The sequence below is a fragment of the Methylobacterium sp. AC315 genome, assembly GCF_979253755.1.
Window position 1 is genome coordinate 105123 of the sequence record NZ_CEEDEA010000009.1, and the last position, 18606, is coordinate 123728.

Here is an 18606-nt window from a genome sequence, read left to right on the forward strand (position 1 = left end):
CGGCCAATCCCTATCCCGAAGGTTCGAACGAGCACCGCACCTGGGCGCGGGGGTATCGGATCCCCGATCACGAGGCGTCGGATCCGGCGTCCGATCGGCAAACCGAAGACGTTGGGCGCACGCGGTCGTCGTAATCGCGCGTTGTAATGAGGCGCGGCGTCGCTGACCCGTTTGTCCGCGGTGCCGCTGTTACAGCTTGTGCGTCAGGGTCTTGGCGGACCCGGCTCTATGGACTCGTCCTCGCCGCGTGCCGCGAACGGGGCTGCAGCTCCGAAGCCGATGACGGCATCGTCGAGAAGCGTATCGAGCGTGTCGGCGACCCAGGTCGCGCCGTCGAGCATGGCTATCAGGATGGCGTGCATCGCTTGCCTCCCCGCACAGGGGTTTTGGGCTGGCAGGGGCAACGGAGCACCGGGTTGCTGGGCGTTCCGTCGCCGGGTCCGATTAGCATCAGACGAAGTGGTTCGGCAGGGCGAGGCTCAAGGCCTGCACGTACGAGCCGGCCAGGACCGCAACGGTGGCGATCGTCGCGGCGGCGGCAATGGTGAGGCGGGATGCGAGGGGCATTGATAGTCTCCATCAGGTCCGCGACTGTGTTCGCGGTGTGACCCTGATGTATGCCTAAGCTTTACAGGCGGACGTGCTTCGGCACACCTGGGTTGCGATCGGGTTCGCCCGCAAATGGTTCAGCGATTGCGCTGAAGCAGGCTCGCGGCGGCGCCCAGGCTCGAGCCGACCGCGAAAACCGCCAGCAACGTCGCGACGCGTGCTCCGGTCGGGTTCTGCTGCAGCGTCAGCAAGTGAAGCAGATCCCGGACGATCAGCAAGCCGCAGGCGACCGATCCCAGCGCGGCCAGGAACGCCAAGACCTTGACCATTGCGGGATCCGCGTAGCCGCTGAGCGAAGTCCGCAAACTGGCTCTGGCGCCCTCCGGGACGAGCGGCTGGCTGTCGACGTGGTCAACCGATCGTTGCTGGGAACGCGAGACTTCGCTGGGGCCGACACGCGCACCGGATCGGACTGCGCGCATCCGGCCTGCGATCCTGGCGGCCCCGCCGTTCGTTCAGGCCGCGCGCACGGTGGCGAGGAAGCGGCCCACCTCGGCTGAGAGGTGCTCGGACTGGCGCGAGAGTTCCGATGCCGCGCCCAGGACCTCGCTCGCCGCCGATCCGGTCTCCTCCGCGGCGCTGGCGACGCCGGTGATGTTGCTGGTCACCGCCCCGGTCCCCATCGCGGCCTGGCTGACGTTGCGAACTATCTCCTGGGTCGCCGCGCCCTGCTGTTCCACGGCGGCGGCGATCGAGGTCGTCACGCCGCTGATCTCCTGGATCCGCATTGCGATCGAACCGATCGCCGTGACGGCCTGGCCGGTGGAAGCCTGGATACGGGCGATCTGACCCGAGATCTCCTCGGTGGCCTTGGCGGTCTGCTCGGCCAGCGCCTTCACCTCGGAGGCGACGACGGCGAAGCCGCGTCCGGCAGCGCCGGCCCGGGCCGCCTCGATGGTGGCGTTCAAGGCCAGCAGGTTGGTCTGCCCGGCGATCGACGAGATCAAGCCGACCACGTCGCCCACCCGGGCCGCCGCCGTACTGAGCTCCTGCACCAGGACGGCGGTCTGATCCGCCTCGCTGACGGCGCGCTGCGCCAGGCTGGCCGAGCCGTCGACCTGGCGGCCGATCTCCTGGACCGACGAGCCGAGCTCCTCGGCGGCCGCCGCCACGGTGTTGACGTTGCTGGCGGCCTCCTCGGCCGCGGCCGCCACCGCGCCGGACTGCGCCGAGGTCTGGCCGGCCATGGCCGACATCGCCTCAGCGGTTGCCTGAAGCTCGGTGGCGGAGGCCGAGACCAGGCCGATGATGCCGCCGACCGCCTGCTCGAAGGTTTCGGCCATCTGGCGCATGCCGGTCTTGCGCTGCGCCTCGGCGGCGAGCCGGGCCTCGGCCGTCTCGGCCTCCAAGGCCTTCATCTGGATCAGCCCGTCCTTGAAGACCTGCACGGCGTCCGCGATCGTGCCGACCTCGGTCCGGGCGCCCTGGTGCGGGATCGTGACCGACAGGTCGCCGGCGATCAGGGCCTGCATCGGCTGCACAACGGACTGGATGCCGCGCGTGACCCCCAGGACGATCACCGCCCCCGACAGCACCGAAAGAATCAGGGCGAGCCCGATCGCGATCAGGGTCACCGTGCGGGTCTCCTCGAAGACCGTCAGACCCTGGGCCTCAGCGGCGCTGGCGCCTTCGTTGTTGAGGGCGATCAGCTTCTCGAGCGCGGTGGAGACGGCACGACGGGGCGCGAGCCCGTTCGTCTCGTAGAGTGCGTAGGCCTGCGCCTTGTCACCCCGGCGCGATAGGGCCAGCACCTGGTCCCGGACAGCCCGGAAGGCGTCAGACGCCCGGCTCAGCGTCGCGTCCAATGCCTGCTCTTCGGGTGAGCTGATCAGGGTGCGATAGAACTTGGCCTTTTTGTCCACGGATCTGTCGAAGCTGCCAATGTCCTTCTCGATGGTGGCCAGCAGCGCCGGATCAGTCGCCTGCGTGTGACGCAGGAGAAGCCCACTGCTCCGGGCCGTCAGCGTGTTGATCTCGCTGAGCGTCCTGATGCTCGGCAGCCAGTTCGTTTCGATGGCGACGGTCTGATCGCGCAGCTTTTGCGTGCTCACGAGCCCGAGTATGCCCAGGCCGACCACGAAAACGGTCAGAGTGGCGAACGCCACAATCAATTTTGTGCGGATGGAGACAGATTGCAGCGTCACGGCACCCTCGAAATGCAGCGGAATAGGAACATTGCGCAAGCTGCAGCCGCGAATGCTTAACCAACAGATCTTAACAACCGCTGATTGCTCTGCACTTGGAGTTACGATGAGGCCCGGTGCGGGATCCGCGGGGTCATCGACGACCGACCGATCTGCGGTTGAGAAGCCAGCCCTGCGCGGCCGGATCACCGTTTCGGGATGCCAGGATCGGCCAGATGCCGGAACGCGCTCGGTGCCATCCCGTATCGATCCCTGAACCGCCGGGAGAAATGCGCCTGGCTGGCGAAGCCGCAGCCATAGGCCAGGGTGCCGAGGGACAGATGTCGACACCCCGGGTCGGCCAGGCGCTTGGCAGCGGCCTCCAGCCGGCGCTGCCAGATCCAATCGGAGATGTGCTGCCCGTGCTCGTGGAACAGTTCCTGCAGGCGGCGCAGCGAAACGCCGACGATGGCCGCGAGCTGGGGCGGGTCCAGGGTCAGGTCACCGAGGTTGGCCTCGACATGGGCTTTGGCCCGCTGGACCACGACGGTGCCGTGCAGTGGCCGGGGCACCTCCTTGGCCAGGCGCTCAGCGATGCTGGCCGCGATCAGGTCCACGACGATGGCCGACATCCGCTGGGCGACGTCGGCCGTGAGCACGTTCTCGAGTTGTAGCAACGTGTCGAGGAACGTCGTCACGAGGCGCGCGCTGCCGAGATGCTCTCCGATGGTCAGGGCCGTGAAGTGACGGGCATCACCGAGCAGGTTCTCCAATCGGTCCCGGGGGATTTCCAGGAGCAGGGATCGGGACGATCCGGACGTCTGGCGGACGGACGGGCTTGCCCGATCCAGGACGGTGATTTCGCCGGGCTGCAGCACGGCCTGGCGCCCGAACTGCTCGCACATCGACGTTCCGGACAGCTTGACCGTGACGGCGAGGGTATCCCGCTTGTGGTTTCGCCGGAGCGTGGCCGGGGTCGATTCCACCCTTACGGCACTGGACGTCGAGCGGGTGATCAGCAGCGAGCCGAGATCTGTCCCTTCAAAAAGGCCGCGGAAGTGGCCATCGTCTACCCGATACAGTTCGGCCGGCATCAAGCGGCTCGTGGCGAAATCTCTCCAGAGATTGAAATTTGTATTCGATTGATCGCCGACCGCCGAGAAAATGGTTTTCATTGATGCGCAGATCGATCCGGTAGCCCTCATCGAGGATTGTCGGATTATCCATCATCGCAAACAGAAATGGTAGGTTTTATAATCGACGTGACAAATTAGGGTTGATTCGCTGCATTCCCGTTCTTAGACTATATAGATGTGTTTTAGTCACAAAAATATAAACTTTAATCTGATCAGCGAAGCATGATTAAAAACGATTAAAGTATCTCATTTGTATGAGTTAAAAAGTCGCGCCGCATCGACCTGTGCGCCGCGCGGCTTTCGGCAGCGTTCCAGGACGATGCCGTTATCCAACCTATCGCGGTATGTCGGTCGATATCGGGCTCAAGGCTGGCCGTTATCAGACAGCGGCAGGGGGGGGCGCGGCGCTGGCGGCGGCGCTGACGGGACGGGCTCTGGCCCCGTTCGAGTTGCGATCGCGGCGCCGCGATCCATCAATCCGCAATCGGTGGTCCGGCGTCGTCTGGGGCTGGCCGCTGCGCCGGCCTGGGCTTGCGCGCCGGCTTGGCCGGTTGGACGGTCCGGGCCTGCGGCGGCGTCCGCACGGCAGGCCGTTGCGGTGGCCTCGGTGGCCGAGCGATCTGGACGTTCTTCGGCGCGGCATCGGGCGTTCCAGTCGGCGCGGCGCTGGGGTTCGGCGGCGGCGCGACGGCGGACCGGTTGTTCGGCGCCCCTCGCGGCGGCTGAGCCGCGCTCCCGGCCACCTGAGGCGCTGCCTGCCCGGCCGGTAGCGCGCGCGCAGCAGCGGCGGCCGCCGCGGGCTGCGGTGCGGCCTCGCAGGTCTGACCGCAATTGCTGACGACCGCCTCTACAGTCTTGCCGTCGATGGTCGCCGACACGATGCACCGGCTCGGATGATAGACGAGTTCGTACTGGAACCTGCCCTTCTCGTCCGACTCGGTGCGGAACTTATCCTCCAGCACCACCGGTACATGCGGCCGCTCCGTAGTTCCGACGATGTAGAGCCGGCCCGTCGCGATCGCCGCGAGGGTGATCTCCGGCGCCGCCGAAGCGGGTCCGCACCACGCCAGGGCGCCTGCTCCTGCCGCGGCGACAATCGAGGCGAAACGAACCAACCGACAAATCTCCGAGTTCAGCCCGCGATATGCGACAGCCAGACCATCTTCAGGCGGAGATAGTTCTAAACCCGAAATTGCACAGGCAAAACAAATTGTCTTCAGCTCTTTCGCCAAAGAATTGTTTTCGTTGTGCGTGGGTTGCGGCACGACGATGCAAAGCCGCCACGGCCCCGCGCAGCCTGTGCGGCGTCGATCCGACGAATGAGATTGTAAGGACCGTTCCGGGAAGTCTTGGTGGGCGCACTAGGGTTCGAACCTAGGACCCGCTGATTAAGAGTCAGCTGCTCTACCAACTGAGCTATGCGCCCGATCGCGTCTGCGACCCGCCCCGGTGGCCACCAAGTCCGTCCGGGGTGGCGGGCTGATACCAACGCATCCGGGGGCTGTCCACCCCCGAACGCGGGTTTTTTGCTATTCTGCTGCCGCGTGCTGTGCATGAACCCGCACGGCGTGGGCCGCGAGCTTGTTCAGGGCCGAGAGATAGGCCTTCGCGGACGCCACCAGCGTGTCCGGGTCGGCACCCCGGGCGGTGACGCTGCGGTCGCCGTCGCGCAGGCGTACCGAGACCTCGGCCTGGGCGTCCGTGCCGCCGGAGACCGCCTGCACCTGGTACAGCTCCAGTTCGGCCTTGTGCGGCACCAGGGCGGTGATCGCGTTGAACACCGCGTCCACCGGTCCGTTGCCATCGGCTTCCTCGATCCGGGTGCCGTCCTCGTCGGCGATGCGCAGGGTGGCGCGCTGGGGGCCCCGCGTGCCGGCGATGACCGAGAGCGAGACCAGGCGGATCCGGTCATGGGCGGTGGCGAGGTTCTCGTCGACCAGGGCCTCGATATCCTCGTCGTAGACGTGCTTCTTGCGGTCGGCCAACGCCTTGAACCGCTCGAACGCGTCCTGGAACTGGTTGTCGGACAGGTGCAGGCCGAGGTCGTCGAGCTTGGAGCGGAACGCAGCCCGCCCCGAATGCTTGCCCATCACCAACGCGGTCTTGCTCAGGCCGACCGAGGCCGGCGTCATGATCTCGTAGGTCTCGGCGTTCTTGAGCATGCCGTCCTGGTGGATGCCGCTCTCGTGCGCGAAGGCGTTGCGGCCGACGATCGCCTTGTTGAACTGCACCGGGAAGTTGGTGGCGTGGCTCACCAGCTTGGAAGCGCGGGTCAGCATGGTCGATTCGATGCCGGTCTCGTAGGGCAGCACGTCGGCGCGGGTACGCAGCGCCATGACGATCTCCTCGAGCGCGGCGTTGCCGGCCCGCTCGCCGATCCCATTGATCGTGCACTCCACTTGCCGGGCGCCGCCCTCGATGCCGGCGAGCGAGTTGGCGATCGCGAGGCCGAGGTCGTTGTGGCAATGGACCGAGAACACCGCCTGGTCGGCGTTCGGCACCCGCTCGCGCACCGCCGCGAACATGTCGCGGTACTCGGACGGCGTGGCGTAGCCCACTGTGTCGGGCAGGTTGATCGTGGTGGCGCCGGCGTTGATCGCGGCCTCGGCGCACCGGCACAGGTAGTCGATCGGCGTGCGGGTCGCGTCCATGGCCGACCATTCCACGTCCTCGACGAGGTCGCGCGCTTGAGCCACGGTCTTGAGGATGATCTCCAGCACCTCGTCCTGGGTCTTGCGCATCTGGTGCGCGAGATGGATCGGCGAGGTCGACACGAAGGTGTGGATCCGTCCGCGCTTGGCGTGCCGCACCGCCTCGCCGGCCCGGGCGATGTCGGCGGGAATCGCGCGGGCCAAGCCCGCGATGGTCGCGCGCTTGGTGCGCCGGGCGATCTCCGACACAGCCTCGAAGTCGCCGATCGAGGCGATCGGGAAGCCCGCCTCAATGATGTCGACGCCCATCGTGTCGAGGAGCTCGGCGACCGCCAGCTTCTCGTCATGGGTCATGGTGGCGCCGGGGCACTGCTCACCGTCGCGCAAGGTGGTGTCGAAGATGACGATGCGTTCGCGGGCGGCGGTGGTGCTGGTGGTGGTCATGGCTTTACCCTGTCGCGGGCCGCCCGGCATATTGCGCGGAGCGGCGTGGTGCCCCGGGAGGGGCTGAGGTTCGCGAGTTCCGACAATCCCCTGAAGGCCCAGGCGCGCGCGCCCGGACGGCCCTCAGGGGCGGGTAAGCAGAAGCGGAAGACGAAGCCGGGCACCAGGCGCGCGCAACCGCAACGCCGACGAAGCGGCGTGGGCGGTCTCGGACGCTGAGCCGGCTCTGGCCAAGGCTCGTCTCTCCCGGGTGAGTCGCGGACGGCGTGAAGCGGCATCCGCGCGAAGGGCCGCAGAGGTAGCCCCCGCGTGCCGGAAACACAAGGGCCGCCCTTGCCCGCCGCCTTGCCAAGCGCGGTCCGCCCTGGATAAAGCCCGCCGGCACGTCGAGAGAGAACCCGCGAGACCGCCATGGCCAGCTACAAGCTCCTGCTCCTGCCCGGCGACGGGATCGGCCCGGAGGTCGCGGCCGGCATGCAGGTCGTGCTCGGCGCCCTGAAGGAGACCGGCCTCGCCACGTTCGAGACCGAGACCGATCTCGTCGGCGGTTGCGCCCTCGATGCCCACGGCAGCCCGCTCTCGGACGAGACGCTGGCGCGCGCCAGGGCGGCGGACGCGATCCTGCTCGGTGCGGTCGGCGGTCCGAAATGGGCGGGCGTGTCCTACGAGAATCGTCCCGAGGCCGGCCTGCTGCGGCTGCGCAAGGATCTGGAGCTGTTCGCCAACCTGCGGCCGGCGATCTGCTACCCGGCGCTCGCCGATGCCTCCGCGCTCAAGCGCGAGCTGGTCGAGGGCCTCGACATCATGATCGTCCGCGAGCTGACCGGCGGCGTCTATTTCGGGGAGCCCAAGGAGATCACCATCCTGGAGGACGGCTCGAAGCGGGCGGTCGACACCCAGGTCTACACGACGGGCGAGATCGAGCGGATCGCCAAGGTCGCCTTCGATCTGGCGGGCAAGCGTTCCGGCCGGGTGGCCTCGGCCGAGAAGCACAACGTCATGAAGTCCGGCGTCCTCTGGAAGGAGGTCGTCACCAAGGTTCATGCCGAGCACTACGCCGACATCGAGCTGGAGCACATCCTGGCCGACAACTGCGCCATGCAGCTGGTACGCAGGCCGAAGCAGTTCGACGTGCTCGTGACCGACAACCTGTTCGGCGACGTGTTGTCCGACCTCGCCGCGATGCTCACTGGCTCGCTGGGCATGCTGCCCTCGGCGTCGCTGGGCGCGGTGGATGAAAGCGGCGTGCGCCGGGCGCTCTACGAGCCGTGCCACGGCTCGGCACCGGACATCGCCGGGCAGGACAAGGCGAACCCGATCGCCATGATCGGCTCGCTGACCATGTGCCTGCGCTACTCGTTCGGCCTCGGCGAGGCCGCGGACGCGCTGGACGGCGCCGTCATGGACGCGTTGGCCGGGGGGGGCCGTACCGCCGATATCGCCGGCGAGGGCACCAACGCGATAGGCACACGCGCCATGGCGAACGCCGTGGCGGACGCCCTGCGTGCCCGCGTCGGCTGAGGATCTGGCTCCGTCCGCGTCATAGGACGCATGGCGGATGGGCGCGGCCTTCGCTAAGACGCGCGGACGTGAGGAACGGGAGCGTCATGAAGGCCGGGGACGGGGCGACGGAGCGCGAAGGCGCAGATTTCGGTTTCGAGCGCGTGTCGCTCGACGAGAAGCAGGGGCGCGTCGACAGCGTCTTTCACTCGGTCGCCCGCCGCTACGACGTCATGAACGACCTGATGTCGGCGGGCCTGCACCGGGCCTGGAAGGCGCAGCTCGTGTCGATGCTGCGGCCGCCGCAGGGCCGGCCGTTCGCGCATCTCGACGTCGCCGGCGGCACCGGTGACGTCGCGTTCCGGGTCCTGGCCGCGGGCGGGCCGAAGACGCGGGTCACGGTGCTCGACATCAACGAATCGATGCTGCGCGTCGGCGCCGAGCGGGCCCGGGAGAAGGTCGAGGGCGCGGGCGACCGGATCGCCTTCGTCACCGGCAACGCCGAGACGCTGCCGCTGCCGGACGCCGCCTTCGACGCTTACACGATCGCGTTCGGCATCCGGAACGTGCCGCGGATCGAGACTGCCCTCGCCGAGGCGCGCCGCGTGTTGAAGCCCGGCGGCCGGTTCCTGTGCCTCGAATTCTCCGCCGTCGACATCCCGCTGCTCGACAGGATCTACGACGCCTATTCCTTTCACGTGATCCCGCGGATCGGTGCCCGGGTCGCCGGCGATGCCGAATCCTACCGGTACCTGGTCGAATCGATCCGGAAGTTCCCGAGCCGGGGTGCGTTCAGCGGCATGATCGAGCGCGCCGGCTTCCGCCACGTCACGGACCGGCCGCTCTCGGGCGGGATCGTGGCGATCCATTCCGGCTGGAAGGTCTCCTGATCTTGGCCGTCGAGCGCGATCTGATTCCCACCCCTGCATTGGGGGGCGGGAAGGTCTCGGTGCGTCCATGATCGGCGCCGCGATCAACCTGTTCCGCGGTGCCCGGGTCGGTTTCGTCCTGGCCCGGGAGGGGGCGCTCGCCCTCGCCGACCCGTCCGAACTGCCGGCCCACCTGCGCTTCGCCCTGAAGCTCGGACGGTCCCTGGAGCGCCGGGGTCTGGATGACGGCGCCGCCGGCCTGTCGTCGGCCCTGACACGGCTCGGTCCGTCCTACGTGAAGTTCGGCCAGTTCCTGGCGACCCGCCCCGATATCGTCGGCATGCAGGCGGCCTCGGACTTGGAACGCTTGCAGGACCGGGTACCGCCGTTCCCCCAGGCGACCGCCCTGAAGGTGGTCGAGATGGCGTTGGGCAAGCCGGTTCACGCGCTGTTCGTGTCGTTCAGCGAGCCGATCGCCGCCGCCTCGATCGCGCAGGTCCACAAGGCCGTCGTGCAGGATGCCGACGGCACGCAGCGGGCGCTAGCCGTGAAGGTGATGCGCCCGGGCGTGCGCGAGCGCTTCATGCGCGACCTCGAAGTCATGCGGTTCATGGCCCGGGTGGTGCACGCCCTCTCTCCGCAGGCCGAGCGGCTGCGCCCGCGCGAGGTGGTCGAGATCCTCGCCCGCTCGGTGCTGATGGAGATGGATTTCCGCCTGGAGGCGGCCGCCGCCTCGGAGATCGCGGAGAATACCCGGGACGACCTCGATTTTCGGGTGCCCAAGCCCGAATGGGAGCTGACCGCCCGGGAGGTGCTGTCGGCCGAGTGGATCGAGGGCGTGCGCCTGCACAGCGCGGCCGATCTCGTCGCGGCCGGCCACGATCCGCAGGCGATCGGGCGCACGGTGATCCAGAGTTTTCTGCGCCAGGCGATTCGCGACGGCTTCTTCCACGCCGACATGCACCAGGGAAATTTGCTGGTCGACGCCGAGGGCCGGCTGGTGGCGGTGGATTTCGGCATCATGGGCCGGCTCGGCCTGAACGAGCGGCGGTTCCTGGCCGAGATCCTGCTGGGATTCATCCTGCGTGATTACCGCCGGGTGGCGAAGGTACATTTCGAGGCCGGCTACGTGCCGGCGCATCATTCCGTCGAGGATTTCGCGCAGGCGATCCGGGCGATCGGCGAGCCGATCCACCAGCGCCGGGCCGACGAGATCTCGATGGCCAAGGTGCTGACCCTGCTGTTCGACATCACCGCCCTGTTCGACATGAGCACCCGCACCGAACTGGTGATGCTCCAGAAGACCATGGTGGTTGTCGAGGGCGTGGCCCGCTCCCTGGATCCGCGCCTCGACATGTGGACCACGGCCGAGCCGGTGGTGCGCAGCTGGATCGCCAAGAATGCAGGCCCGCTCGGGCGTGCTCAGAGCGGCTTCGAAGCCCTGCGTGTGCTCTCCGACGTGGTCGGCGACATCCCTGACCTCGCGACGCGGCTCAAGCGCGTGCTGATCCGCCTCGACGAGAGCGGGACGGGCGACGCCCAGCGCCTGGAGCGCTTCGCCCGCAACGAGCGCCGACGTGCGATCTGGTCGACGCTCGCCCTGTGGGGCATCGCGGTAGGGGCGCTGGTGATGGCGTTCCGGGGCTTCTGATCAGAAGGGAGACCGACAATCCCAACCGCACATCGTCCTGCTCGGGACGATGTGCGGGTCAGGCGACCTCGGTGTGCCCCGGCATCAGTGCCCGCAACTCGCGGGCGAGCTCGCTCAGTCCGGTCGTTCCCTTCGCGAGCACGCGGTCGGCCTGGCCGGCGAGGCGGCGGCGGTCTTCGGCGGTGATGTCCTTGGCGGTGAGGACGACCACGGGGATGTCGCGCCAGTCGGCCCGGGCGCGCATGGCCCGCAGGAAACCGAAGCCGTCCATCTCCGGCATCATCAGGTCGAGCAGCACCAGGCAGGGGCGCTCCGCCTCTAAGGTGTCTAGAGCGCGCAGGCCGTTCTCGGCCTCGACCACGGGAAAGCCCTCGCGGCCGAGATAGGCGCAGAGATGGGCACGCACGTCCGCCTCGTCCTCGACCACCAGGATCGGGCCGTCCACGGTCACCGGCCGGAAGCGGTCGATGACCTGCCGCAGGCTGCCCCAGTCGATCGGCTTCTGAAGATAGTCGGTGGCGCCGAGCGAGAAGGCGAGGTTCTGCTCGTCCAGTACCGTGACCATCACGATCGGCGTCGCGCCGATCTCGGGATCCGCCCGTAGGGCCCGTAGCACCGCCCAGCCGTCCATCTGCGGCATGGTCACGTCGAGTAGCACCGCCCGGGGGCGCAGGGCGCGGGCGCGTTCGAGGCCCCGGCGCCCGTCCTCCGCCACAGCCACGGAAAACCCCTCGCGCTCCAGGAAGCGGGCGAGCAGGTCGCGGGTCGCGGCATCGTCGTCCACCACCAGAATGGTCCGGCGGTCGCCGACGCCTGCGCCGGCCGCGTTCGCATGTTCGGCCTCCGGGCCCTGGAACTGCGCCGGCAGGGTCAGCGTGAAGACGGTGCCCTCCCCTTCCCGGCTCTCCACCACGATGGCGCCGCCGAGCATTTCCGAGAAAGCCCGGGTGATCGACAATCCGAGGCCGGTACCGCCGAAGCGGCGGGTGGTCGAGGCGTCGGCCTGGGTGAAGCGCTCGAACAGGCGCCCGACCTGCTCCGCGCTCATGCCGATGCCGGTATCCGCGATCGTGAAGCGGAGGGCCTCCGTGGTGCGGGCGACCCCGAGCGTGATCCGGCCGTTCTCGGTGAACTTCGCGGCGTTGCTGAGGAGGTTGATCAGGCACTGGCGCAGCTTGGTCACGTCGGTGTGCGCCGTGCCGACATCCGCCGCCAGGTCAAGCGTGAGCGTGTTGCCCTTCTTGGCGATCAGCCCCTCGACGGTGGCGGCGACGTCGTGGACCACTTCGGCGACGTCGAAATCCTCCGCGTAGATCTCCACCCGGTCGGCCTCGATCTTGGAGATGTCGAGCACGTCGTTGATCAGGCCGAGCAGGTGCCGGGCGTTGGATTCGATCTTCTTCATGTCGGCGATCAGGGCGGCCTCGCCCAGATCTTCGAGCTCCTCCTGGACCATCTCGGAATAGCCGATCACCGCCGAGAGCGGCGTGCGCAGCTCGTGGCTCATGTTGGCCAGGAACTGGCTCTTGGCTTCGTTGGCGGCTTCGGCCGCAGCCCGCGCCGCCTCGATGGCGGCCTCCGCTTCCTTGCGCTCGGTGATGTCGGTGTGGGTGCCGACCCATTCCCGCAGCGTGCCGTCCGCTTCGAGGATCGGCACGGCGCGCACGCTCATGTGCCGGTATGCGCCCGAGCGTGCGCGCATCCGGTGCTCGGTAGCGTAGGGCTGCAGGGTGGTCACCGCGCGGGACCAGTCGGCCTGGGTGTGGGCGCGGTCGTCGGGATGAATCACGTCGAGGAAGCCGAGGCCGGCATAGGCGGTCTCGTCCTGGCCGGTGAAGCGGCTCCAGGCAATCTGGCGCCGGTGCAGGCTGCCCTCCGGGTTCGCGGTCCACACGATCGCCGCGCTGGCCTCGATCAGCGAGCGGAAGCGCTCTTCGCTGCGCTTCGTCCGCACCTCCGCGAGGTGGCGGATCGTGTCGTCGACCACGACCAGGCCCACGCCCTCGACGTCCTGCCCGCTATCGGGCCCGGTCGCCTCGCCGCGCAGGGGGTAGAAGCTCATCGAGAACTGACGGACGCCCCCGGGCGCCGAGGGTGTCGGGATTGCCACCGGCACGTTGGGCGAGACCAGGCCCTCGTTGAGCGCCGCCGCGAGCTTGGGCGCCAGCGCCTCCTGCAGCGTCGGCAGCATCGCCCAGATCGGCGCCCCGAGATCGGCCCCGAAGCCGCGCTCGCTCATGGTGGCGAGCGCCCGGTTCATGTGACGGATCTTCAGGTCGCGGTCGAGGAATCCGAGGCCCACGGGGGCGTTGGCCAGCACCCCATCGAGCAGCCGCGACATGCGCAACGATTCCTGCCGCCGCACCAGGGCGAGGCGGGCGAGCAACACGATCGCGCCGAGCGCGGCCGCCCCCGAGAGCAGGAACAGGATCAGTCCGCGCCAGCGCTCCCGGGTCTGCACCTCGTCGAGGTGCTGGGCCGTGATCGCCTGGCGGGACGTCGCCTCCGCGCGGATCGCGTCCATCAGCTGCTTGCCCTCGCCGGTGCGCACGAGGTCGGTGGCCGCGTCGAAGCCCCGGTCCCGGCGCGCCGCGACCACCCGGGTGGCGAAATCGCGCTTCTGAGCCACGAGCCCGGCAAGCGACGGGCCGCCGCGTCGGACCGGCTCCTGCGCGGTCGCCCCGAGGGCGGCGAGCTCGGTCTCGAGCTTGCCGAGCGCGAGGGTGTAGGGCGTCAGGTAATCCTCGCTGCCGACCAGCACGAAGCCGCGCTCGCCGGTCTCCAGGTCCTTGACCTCGGAGAGCAGGCGCTCGACCCCCGTGATCGTGGCGTTGGCCTGCGCGGTGGCGCCCCGGTCGGCCTCACCGGCGATGTAGTTGGCCGTGCCCGCCGCGAGCGCGACGACCAGCAGGACGAAGGCGGCCGGCGAGCCGAGGAGCGGCCCGAGCGGACCGGCTCCACGCCAGTTCGGCCGACGCAGGCGGAAGATCGAGCCGACTCCCGGTCGGCTCATGTCTCCACCAGCCCGGTGCTGGCACCCGAGGCCTCGGAATCGGCCCGTCCGTGCGGCAGGGCAAGGTATTCCCGCGAGCGCATCTCGATCAGCCGGGAGACGGTTCGGTCGAACTCGAACGCCTCGCGCCCGGTCTCCGCCGTGTAGAGGTCCTGCGCCTCGGCCGCCGCCGAGGCCACGAGCTTCACGTGCCGGTCGTAGAGGGTGTCCACAAGGGTGATGAAGCGCTTCGCCTCGTTGCGCTCGGCCTCCCCGAGCACCGGGATTCCGTCGAGGATCACCGTGTGGAAGGCCCGCGCCAGGGCCATGTAGTCGGAGGCGCCGAGCGGCTGCCGGCAGAGATCGTCGAAGCCGAAGCGCGCGACGCCGTTGGCCTCCTCGGGGATCGCGACGTCTCGACCCTGGACCTGGATCGTCGCGGTGCGGCCTCGCGCCTTGCCGGTGAGCCCCTTGAAAGCGGCGTCCAGGGCTGCCCGGGCGGCCGCATCCGCCGGCACGTGATAGACGGCGGCGCCGCCGAGCTTCTCCAGCCGGAAATCGGTCCGCGAATCGAGCCGCACCACGTCCACCTGCTCTTTCAGCGTCGCTATGAATGGCAGGAACAGAGCCCGGTTGAGGCCACCCTCGTAGAGCCGGTCGGGCTCGACGTTGGAGGTCGCCACCACGATCACGCCGCGCCGGAACAGGTGGCCGAACAGGCGCCCCAGGATCATCGCGTCGGCGATGTCGGTCACCGTGAACTCGTCGAAGCACAACAGGGTCGCTTCGTCGGCGAGCTGGTCGGCGACGGGTCCGATCGGGTCGTCGCCCTTCACGGTGCCGGCTTTCAGCGCCTGTCGGTAAGCGTGGATGCGCGCGTGCGCGTCGGCCAGGAACCCGTGGAAGTGGACCCGCCGCTTGGGTCCCGGCGCGGCCTCGTGGAACAGGTCCATCAGCATGGTCTTGCCGCGGCCCACCGAGCCCCAGATGTAGAGCCCCTTGGGAGCCGGAGCCTCGTCCTTGCGCCGGAACAGCCAGCCCAGCGCGCTGGTCTTGTTGGCGCGCTTGCGGCGTCCGAGATCCTGGATCAGCCGGTCGAGGGCGCGCACCAGTTGCGCCTGGGCGGGATCCCGCTCGATGGCGCCGGTGCCGACCAGCGCCTCGTAGCGGTCATGGACCGGGCCGGGCGACACGGCGCTGGCCCGCGCCTCCGCGGATGGCGCGTGTTGCTTCCCGGATTGCTCGCTCACGCCACCGGTCCCCTGAAACACGATACGGCGCCGGACCCGGCACCCCCCGCCCCCGGTCGACCGTTCCCGCCGGGGGCGCATCCCTGTGCCGCGCAAGCTCGACGCGAATCAAGCCCGCGCGCCGAGGCAACCTGGAACACGGCGCAGCGAACCGTTCCAGAAAGCCGGCGCATGGCAGGCCTCCCGTGACCGCGCTCATTCATATTGCTGCATTGCACAACAAGCTCGGGGATGCGACATCAGCCTCGTCCTTCGGGAGGAACGTCCGGACCAACTTGCGCAACAACGCGCAGAGACCGGAGACCCACCATGGCCGTTCGACACCTCGCCGTGTCGGCCCACACGGTCCGGCGCCTTTGGCCGGCCGACCGCGTTGCGGTCCTCGACTACTTCCTGCGGCTCGATCCCGAGGCACGCGCGAATCGCTTCATGGGCAATGTCAGTGAAGCCGGCGTGCGGGCCTATGCCGCGCAGGCACTCACCGCCGACGGCGTGATGTACGGCGCCTTCGTGAGTGGAGAACTGCGCGGCTTGGCCGAGCTACGGCCGATGGCCCTCGGAGCGTCGCCCTACGGTCTTGGCCCACGGGCGGAGGCGGCCTTCGCGGTGGAGCGCGCCTACCGCCGTCAGGGTATCGGCGCGTCCCTGTTCGCCCGGATCGCCCGCGCCGCCCGCCATCGCGGCGTGGCCGACCTGCACGTGCGCTGCCTGTCCGGGAACGGACCGATGCTGCGGCTGGCGGCCAAGCAGGGTGCGGCGCTGCAGCGTGCCGGCACCGAGACGGAGGGCGCGCTTCATCTCGCCCGGCCGACGCCGTTCTCGCTCTGGCACGAGAGCATCGCGGAGGCGTTCGACTTCACTCTGGCGGTGAGCTTTCCGCATCGTGAGCGGGCGACCGTCTGAACCGCCTCATCCGGCTGCGTCACCGACCAGCGCGAAGGTGAGCACGTCTACGGACGCCGCCCCGCCGCGCAGCAGGGCCCGGGACGCGGCGTTGCCGGTCGCCCCGGTCGTCATGACGTCGTCGATCAACAGGATCCTCCGGCCGCGGATGAGGTGCGCCCGGGCGGCGTCCACCCGGAAGGCACCGCTCAGGTTCTCGGCGCGGGCCGGTCGGCTCAGGCCGACTTGCGAGCGGGTTGCCCGCACCCGGACCAGGGTGGAGGGCTCGAACGGAAGCTCGGCGCCCCGGGCGATCACCCGACCCAGAAGGGCGGCCTGATTGAAGCGGCGGCGCCAGAGCCGCCAACGGTGCAGCGGCACAGGGACGATACAATCCGCCTCGGCGATGAGGGCCCGGCCGCTCGCGGACATCATCCGGCCCATCACGGCGGACAGGTCGAGCCGATCCTCGTATTTCAGCCGGTGGACGAGGCGGCGGGCGACATCATCATAAAGGGCGACCGCACGCGCGCGTCCGAAGACCGGTGGTTCCGCGATGGCGCGGGGGGAGAGCAGAGGCCCGACCCCGAGATCGACCGCGAACGGCGTGCCGAAGCGCGGGCACAGGGGCGCCTCTATGAGACGCAGGCCGGTCCAGCAGTCTGAACACAGGCCTCCGGGATCGGCGGTGGCGCCGCCGCAGCCGGCGCACGTCGGCGGGTAGATCAACGACAAGGCCCCGCGCGGCAAGCCGCGCAGGGCCGATGCGACGGCCCGCAGGGCCGTCATCCGGGTCGCAGACGGGCGCTAGCGGGCCGAGACGGGACGCGCGCCCCGCTGATCGACCTGCTGATCCATCTCCCGGGCCTTGGCGTTCGCCCGGTGGCGGCCGATGGCGCAGCCGGCGGCGGCACCCATCAGGCCGTGATGGCCGGCATAGTGGCCGGCGATGCCGCCCACGATCGCACCCTTGATGCAGCCCTTCGCCTCGGCGCCGCCCGCGGCGGTGAGGGTGGCCAGCGCCATTGCGGCTCCGACGAGCATGCGCTTCATGACCTGCACTCCATAACCAATCTCGGCCTTGCGGCCAGTCGCAGCAGGAACGGCGACCCCGCCGAGTCGTTCCGCCACGTTATCCTGCCTCACGGCTCTGTGTGTGACGGCGATCGATCGGTTTCACAGGTGTCTTCGAGGGTGCTGGCAGGATGCGTTCGAAAGCGCCATCTGCACCGTCATGGATTCCCCGGCCGCCCTGTTCGACACCGTCCTCGCCCGCGCACGCCTCGCCCGTGCCGAACGGAACGGCTATGCCGGATTCCTGCTCGACCGCGTCGTCGAAGACATGGACGACCGCCTTAGGGCGGTGCTGCGCAATTTCGCGACGGTGCTCGACCTCGCGACGCCGGGTGCAGGCGCGAGGTCGGTATTGGCCGCACGCTACCCTGACGCCATGCATCTTCGCTTGGCTGCCCTGCCCAAACCCCGCGGGCCGAACCTGATCGTCGGCGATCCGGAATTGCTGCCCCTGGCGGCCGGAAGCCTCGACCTCGCGGTCTCGCTGCTGGCGCTCCAGGCCGTCAATGACCTGCCCGGCACGCTGATTCAGCTGCGCCGGGCGCTACGGCCGGACGGCCTGTTCCTTGGTTGCCTGCTGGGCGGTGCCACCCTGACCGAGCTGCGTCAGAGCTTCGCCCAAGCCGAAAGCGAGATCGAGGGTGGGATCAGTCCGCGGGTGGCGCCGTTCGCGGCGGTTCGCGAGGCCGGCGCCCTGCTGCAGCGGGCGGGCTTCGCCCTGCCGGTGGCCGACACCGACACCCTGACGGTGCGCTACGCCGACCCGTTCGGGCTGATGCGGGACCTGCGGGCGATGGGCATGACCAACGTGCTCACCGAGCGACGGCGTACGCCCCTGCGCCGGGCGACCTTGGTGCGTACAGCGGAGGTCTACGCCGAGCGCTTCTCCGATCCGGACGGACGGGTGCGGGCGACCTTCGAGGTGTTGTGGCTGTCGGGCTGGGTGCCGCACGAGAGCCAGCAGAAGCCACTTCGGCCCGGCACCGCCAAATCACGCTTGGCCGACGCCCTCGGTACTGTCGAACTGAAGCCCGAACCCGGGAGAACGCCGTGAAAAGCCCAAGCGCCGACCATCCGATCACGATCACGCCTGAGGCGCGCCGGGTGCGCGTTCTCGTGGCGGGCGTACCCGTCGCCGAGACGCGTCATGCCCTGCGCCTTCAGGAATCCCGCTACGAAGCCGTGTTCTACATCCCGCGGGCCGATATCCGAGCCGATCATTTCGTACCCACGGCACGGACCAGCCACTGCCCGTACAAGGGCGATGCCCGCTACTTCGATCTTCTGGTCGACGGCACGCGGCGATCCGATGCGGTGTGGAGCTATGAAACGCCCTTCCCGGCGGTGGCCGCGATTGCGGGCCACGTGGCGTTCTATCCCGATCTGGTCGATGTCATCGAGGTCTCGGACGCGCCATAGCGGGCG

The 18606-nt window shown here is 68.9% G+C and carries 16 protein-coding genes and 1 tRNA gene; 6 read left to right on the top strand and 11 right to left on the bottom strand.

The annotated features are described in order from the left end of the window. Nucleotides 1-203 precede the first annotated feature (203 nt). From AC0IY0_RS16865 to AC0IY0_RS16895, 7 genes are all read right to left on the bottom strand, one after another. Nucleotides 204-362 (bottom strand): hypothetical protein, encoded by a 159-nt coding sequence (locus AC0IY0_RS16865; RefSeq protein WP_471764711.1) that lies wholly within the window; start codon nucleotides 360-362, stop codon nucleotides 204-206. Nucleotides 363-686: 324 nt separating this feature from the next. Continuing rightward, nucleotides 687-1031 (bottom strand): hypothetical protein, encoded by a 345-nt coding sequence (locus tag AC0IY0_RS16870; protein WP_471764712.1) that lies wholly within the window; start codon nucleotides 1029-1031, stop codon nucleotides 687-689. A gap of 33 nt (nucleotides 1032-1064) precedes the next feature. Beyond that, complete coding sequence (locus AC0IY0_RS16875; RefSeq protein WP_471764714.1) at nucleotides 1065-2753, bottom strand: methyl-accepting chemotaxis protein; 1689 nt, start codon at nucleotides 2751-2753, stop codon at nucleotides 1065-1067. Between the two features lie 185 nt (nucleotides 2754-2938). Further along, nucleotides 2939-3907, bottom strand: coding sequence for a helix-turn-helix domain-containing protein (locus tag AC0IY0_RS16880; protein WP_471764715.1), 969 nt, complete (start codon nucleotides 3905-3907; stop codon nucleotides 2939-2941). Nucleotides 3908-4341: 434 nt separating this feature from the next. Then, nucleotides 4342-5100: a hypothetical protein gene (locus AC0IY0_RS16885; protein ID WP_471764716.1), complete on the bottom strand. Its 759-nt coding sequence runs from the start codon at nucleotides 5098-5100 to the stop codon at nucleotides 4342-4344. 118 nt (nucleotides 5101-5218) lie between these two features. Beyond that, nucleotides 5219-5294 (bottom strand) — tRNA-Lys (locus AC0IY0_RS16890). Between the two features lie 103 nt (nucleotides 5295-5397). After that, nucleotides 5398-6963, bottom strand: a complete 1566-nt coding sequence (locus AC0IY0_RS16895; RefSeq protein ID WP_471764717.1) for a 2-isopropylmalate synthase — start codon at nucleotides 6961-6963, stop codon at nucleotides 5398-5400. Between the two features lie 411 nt (nucleotides 6964-7374). Between AC0IY0_RS16895 and leuB the strand changes: the two genes are divergently transcribed. The 3 genes from leuB (at nucleotide 7375) to ubiB (ending at nucleotide 10983) form a co-directional block, all read left to right on the top strand. Next, nucleotides 7375-8484 (top strand): 3-isopropylmalate dehydrogenase, encoded by a 1110-nt coding sequence (gene leuB, locus AC0IY0_RS16900; protein ID WP_461230986.1) that lies wholly within the window; start codon nucleotides 7375-7377, stop codon nucleotides 8482-8484. A gap of 86 nt (nucleotides 8485-8570) precedes the next feature. Next, entirely contained in the window at nucleotides 8571-9353 is a 783-nt protein-coding gene (ubiE, locus tag AC0IY0_RS16905; protein ID WP_147853575.1) for a bifunctional demethylmenaquinone methyltransferase/2-methoxy-6-polyprenyl-1,4-benzoquinol methylase UbiE, read from the top strand. Nucleotides 9354-9420: 67 nt separating this feature from the next. Further along, on the top strand, nucleotides 9421-10983 hold the full coding sequence (gene ubiB, locus AC0IY0_RS16910) for a 2-polyprenylphenol 6-hydroxylase (RefSeq protein WP_461230985.1): 1563 nt from the start codon (nucleotides 9421-9423) through the stop codon (nucleotides 10981-10983). 58 nt (nucleotides 10984-11041) lie between these two features. On the opposite strand, the gene AC0IY0_RS16915 is transcribed toward ubiB, so the two are convergent. Continuing rightward, entirely contained in the window at nucleotides 11042-13996 is a 2955-nt protein-coding gene (locus tag AC0IY0_RS16915) for a response regulator (RefSeq protein ID WP_419829465.1), read from the bottom strand. After that, nucleotides 13993-15225: a cell division protein ZapE gene (zapE, locus tag AC0IY0_RS16920; RefSeq protein WP_187193563.1), complete on the bottom strand. Its 1233-nt coding sequence runs from the start codon at nucleotides 15223-15225 to the stop codon at nucleotides 13993-13995. Before zapE ends, AC0IY0_RS16915 begins: the two co-directional genes overlap by 4 nt. Before the next feature lie 309 nt (nucleotides 15226-15534). Between zapE and AC0IY0_RS16925 the strand changes: the two genes are divergently transcribed. Next, the gene (locus AC0IY0_RS16925; RefSeq protein ID WP_419829463.1) at nucleotides 15535-16128 is read left to right on the top strand and encodes a GNAT family N-acetyltransferase; all 594 of its coding nucleotides are present in this window, start codon (nucleotides 15535-15537) and stop codon (nucleotides 16126-16128) included. A 6-nt stretch (nucleotides 16129-16134) separates the two neighbouring features. Here the strand turns inward: AC0IY0_RS16925 and AC0IY0_RS16930 are convergent, their stop codons facing one another. Together AC0IY0_RS16930 and AC0IY0_RS16935 are read right to left on the bottom strand one after the other, a co-directional pair. Next, a complete protein-coding gene (locus AC0IY0_RS16930; protein ID WP_471764721.1) occupies nucleotides 16135-16896 on the bottom strand; it encodes a ComF family protein in 762 nt (253 codons plus the stop codon). 18 nt (nucleotides 16897-16914) lie between these two features. Then, complete coding sequence (locus AC0IY0_RS16935; protein ID WP_419829461.1) at nucleotides 16915-17160, bottom strand: hypothetical protein; 246 nt, start codon at nucleotides 17158-17160, stop codon at nucleotides 16915-16917. 181 nt (nucleotides 17161-17341) lie between these two features. Here AC0IY0_RS16935 and AC0IY0_RS16940 point away from each other — a divergent pair, with 181 nt between their 5' ends. Together AC0IY0_RS16940 and AC0IY0_RS16945 are read left to right on the top strand one after the other, a co-directional pair. Next, the gene (locus AC0IY0_RS16940; RefSeq protein ID WP_471764722.1) at nucleotides 17342-18235 is read left to right on the top strand and encodes a methyltransferase domain-containing protein; all 894 of its coding nucleotides are present in this window, start codon (nucleotides 17342-17344) and stop codon (nucleotides 18233-18235) included. Further along, the gene (locus AC0IY0_RS16945; protein ID WP_419829459.1) at nucleotides 18232-18600 is read left to right on the top strand and encodes a DUF427 domain-containing protein; all 369 of its coding nucleotides are present in this window, start codon (nucleotides 18232-18234) and stop codon (nucleotides 18598-18600) included. The genes AC0IY0_RS16940 and AC0IY0_RS16945 overlap by 4 nt, the downstream gene beginning before the upstream one ends. The last annotated feature ends 6 nt before the right edge of the window (nucleotides 18601-18606 follow it).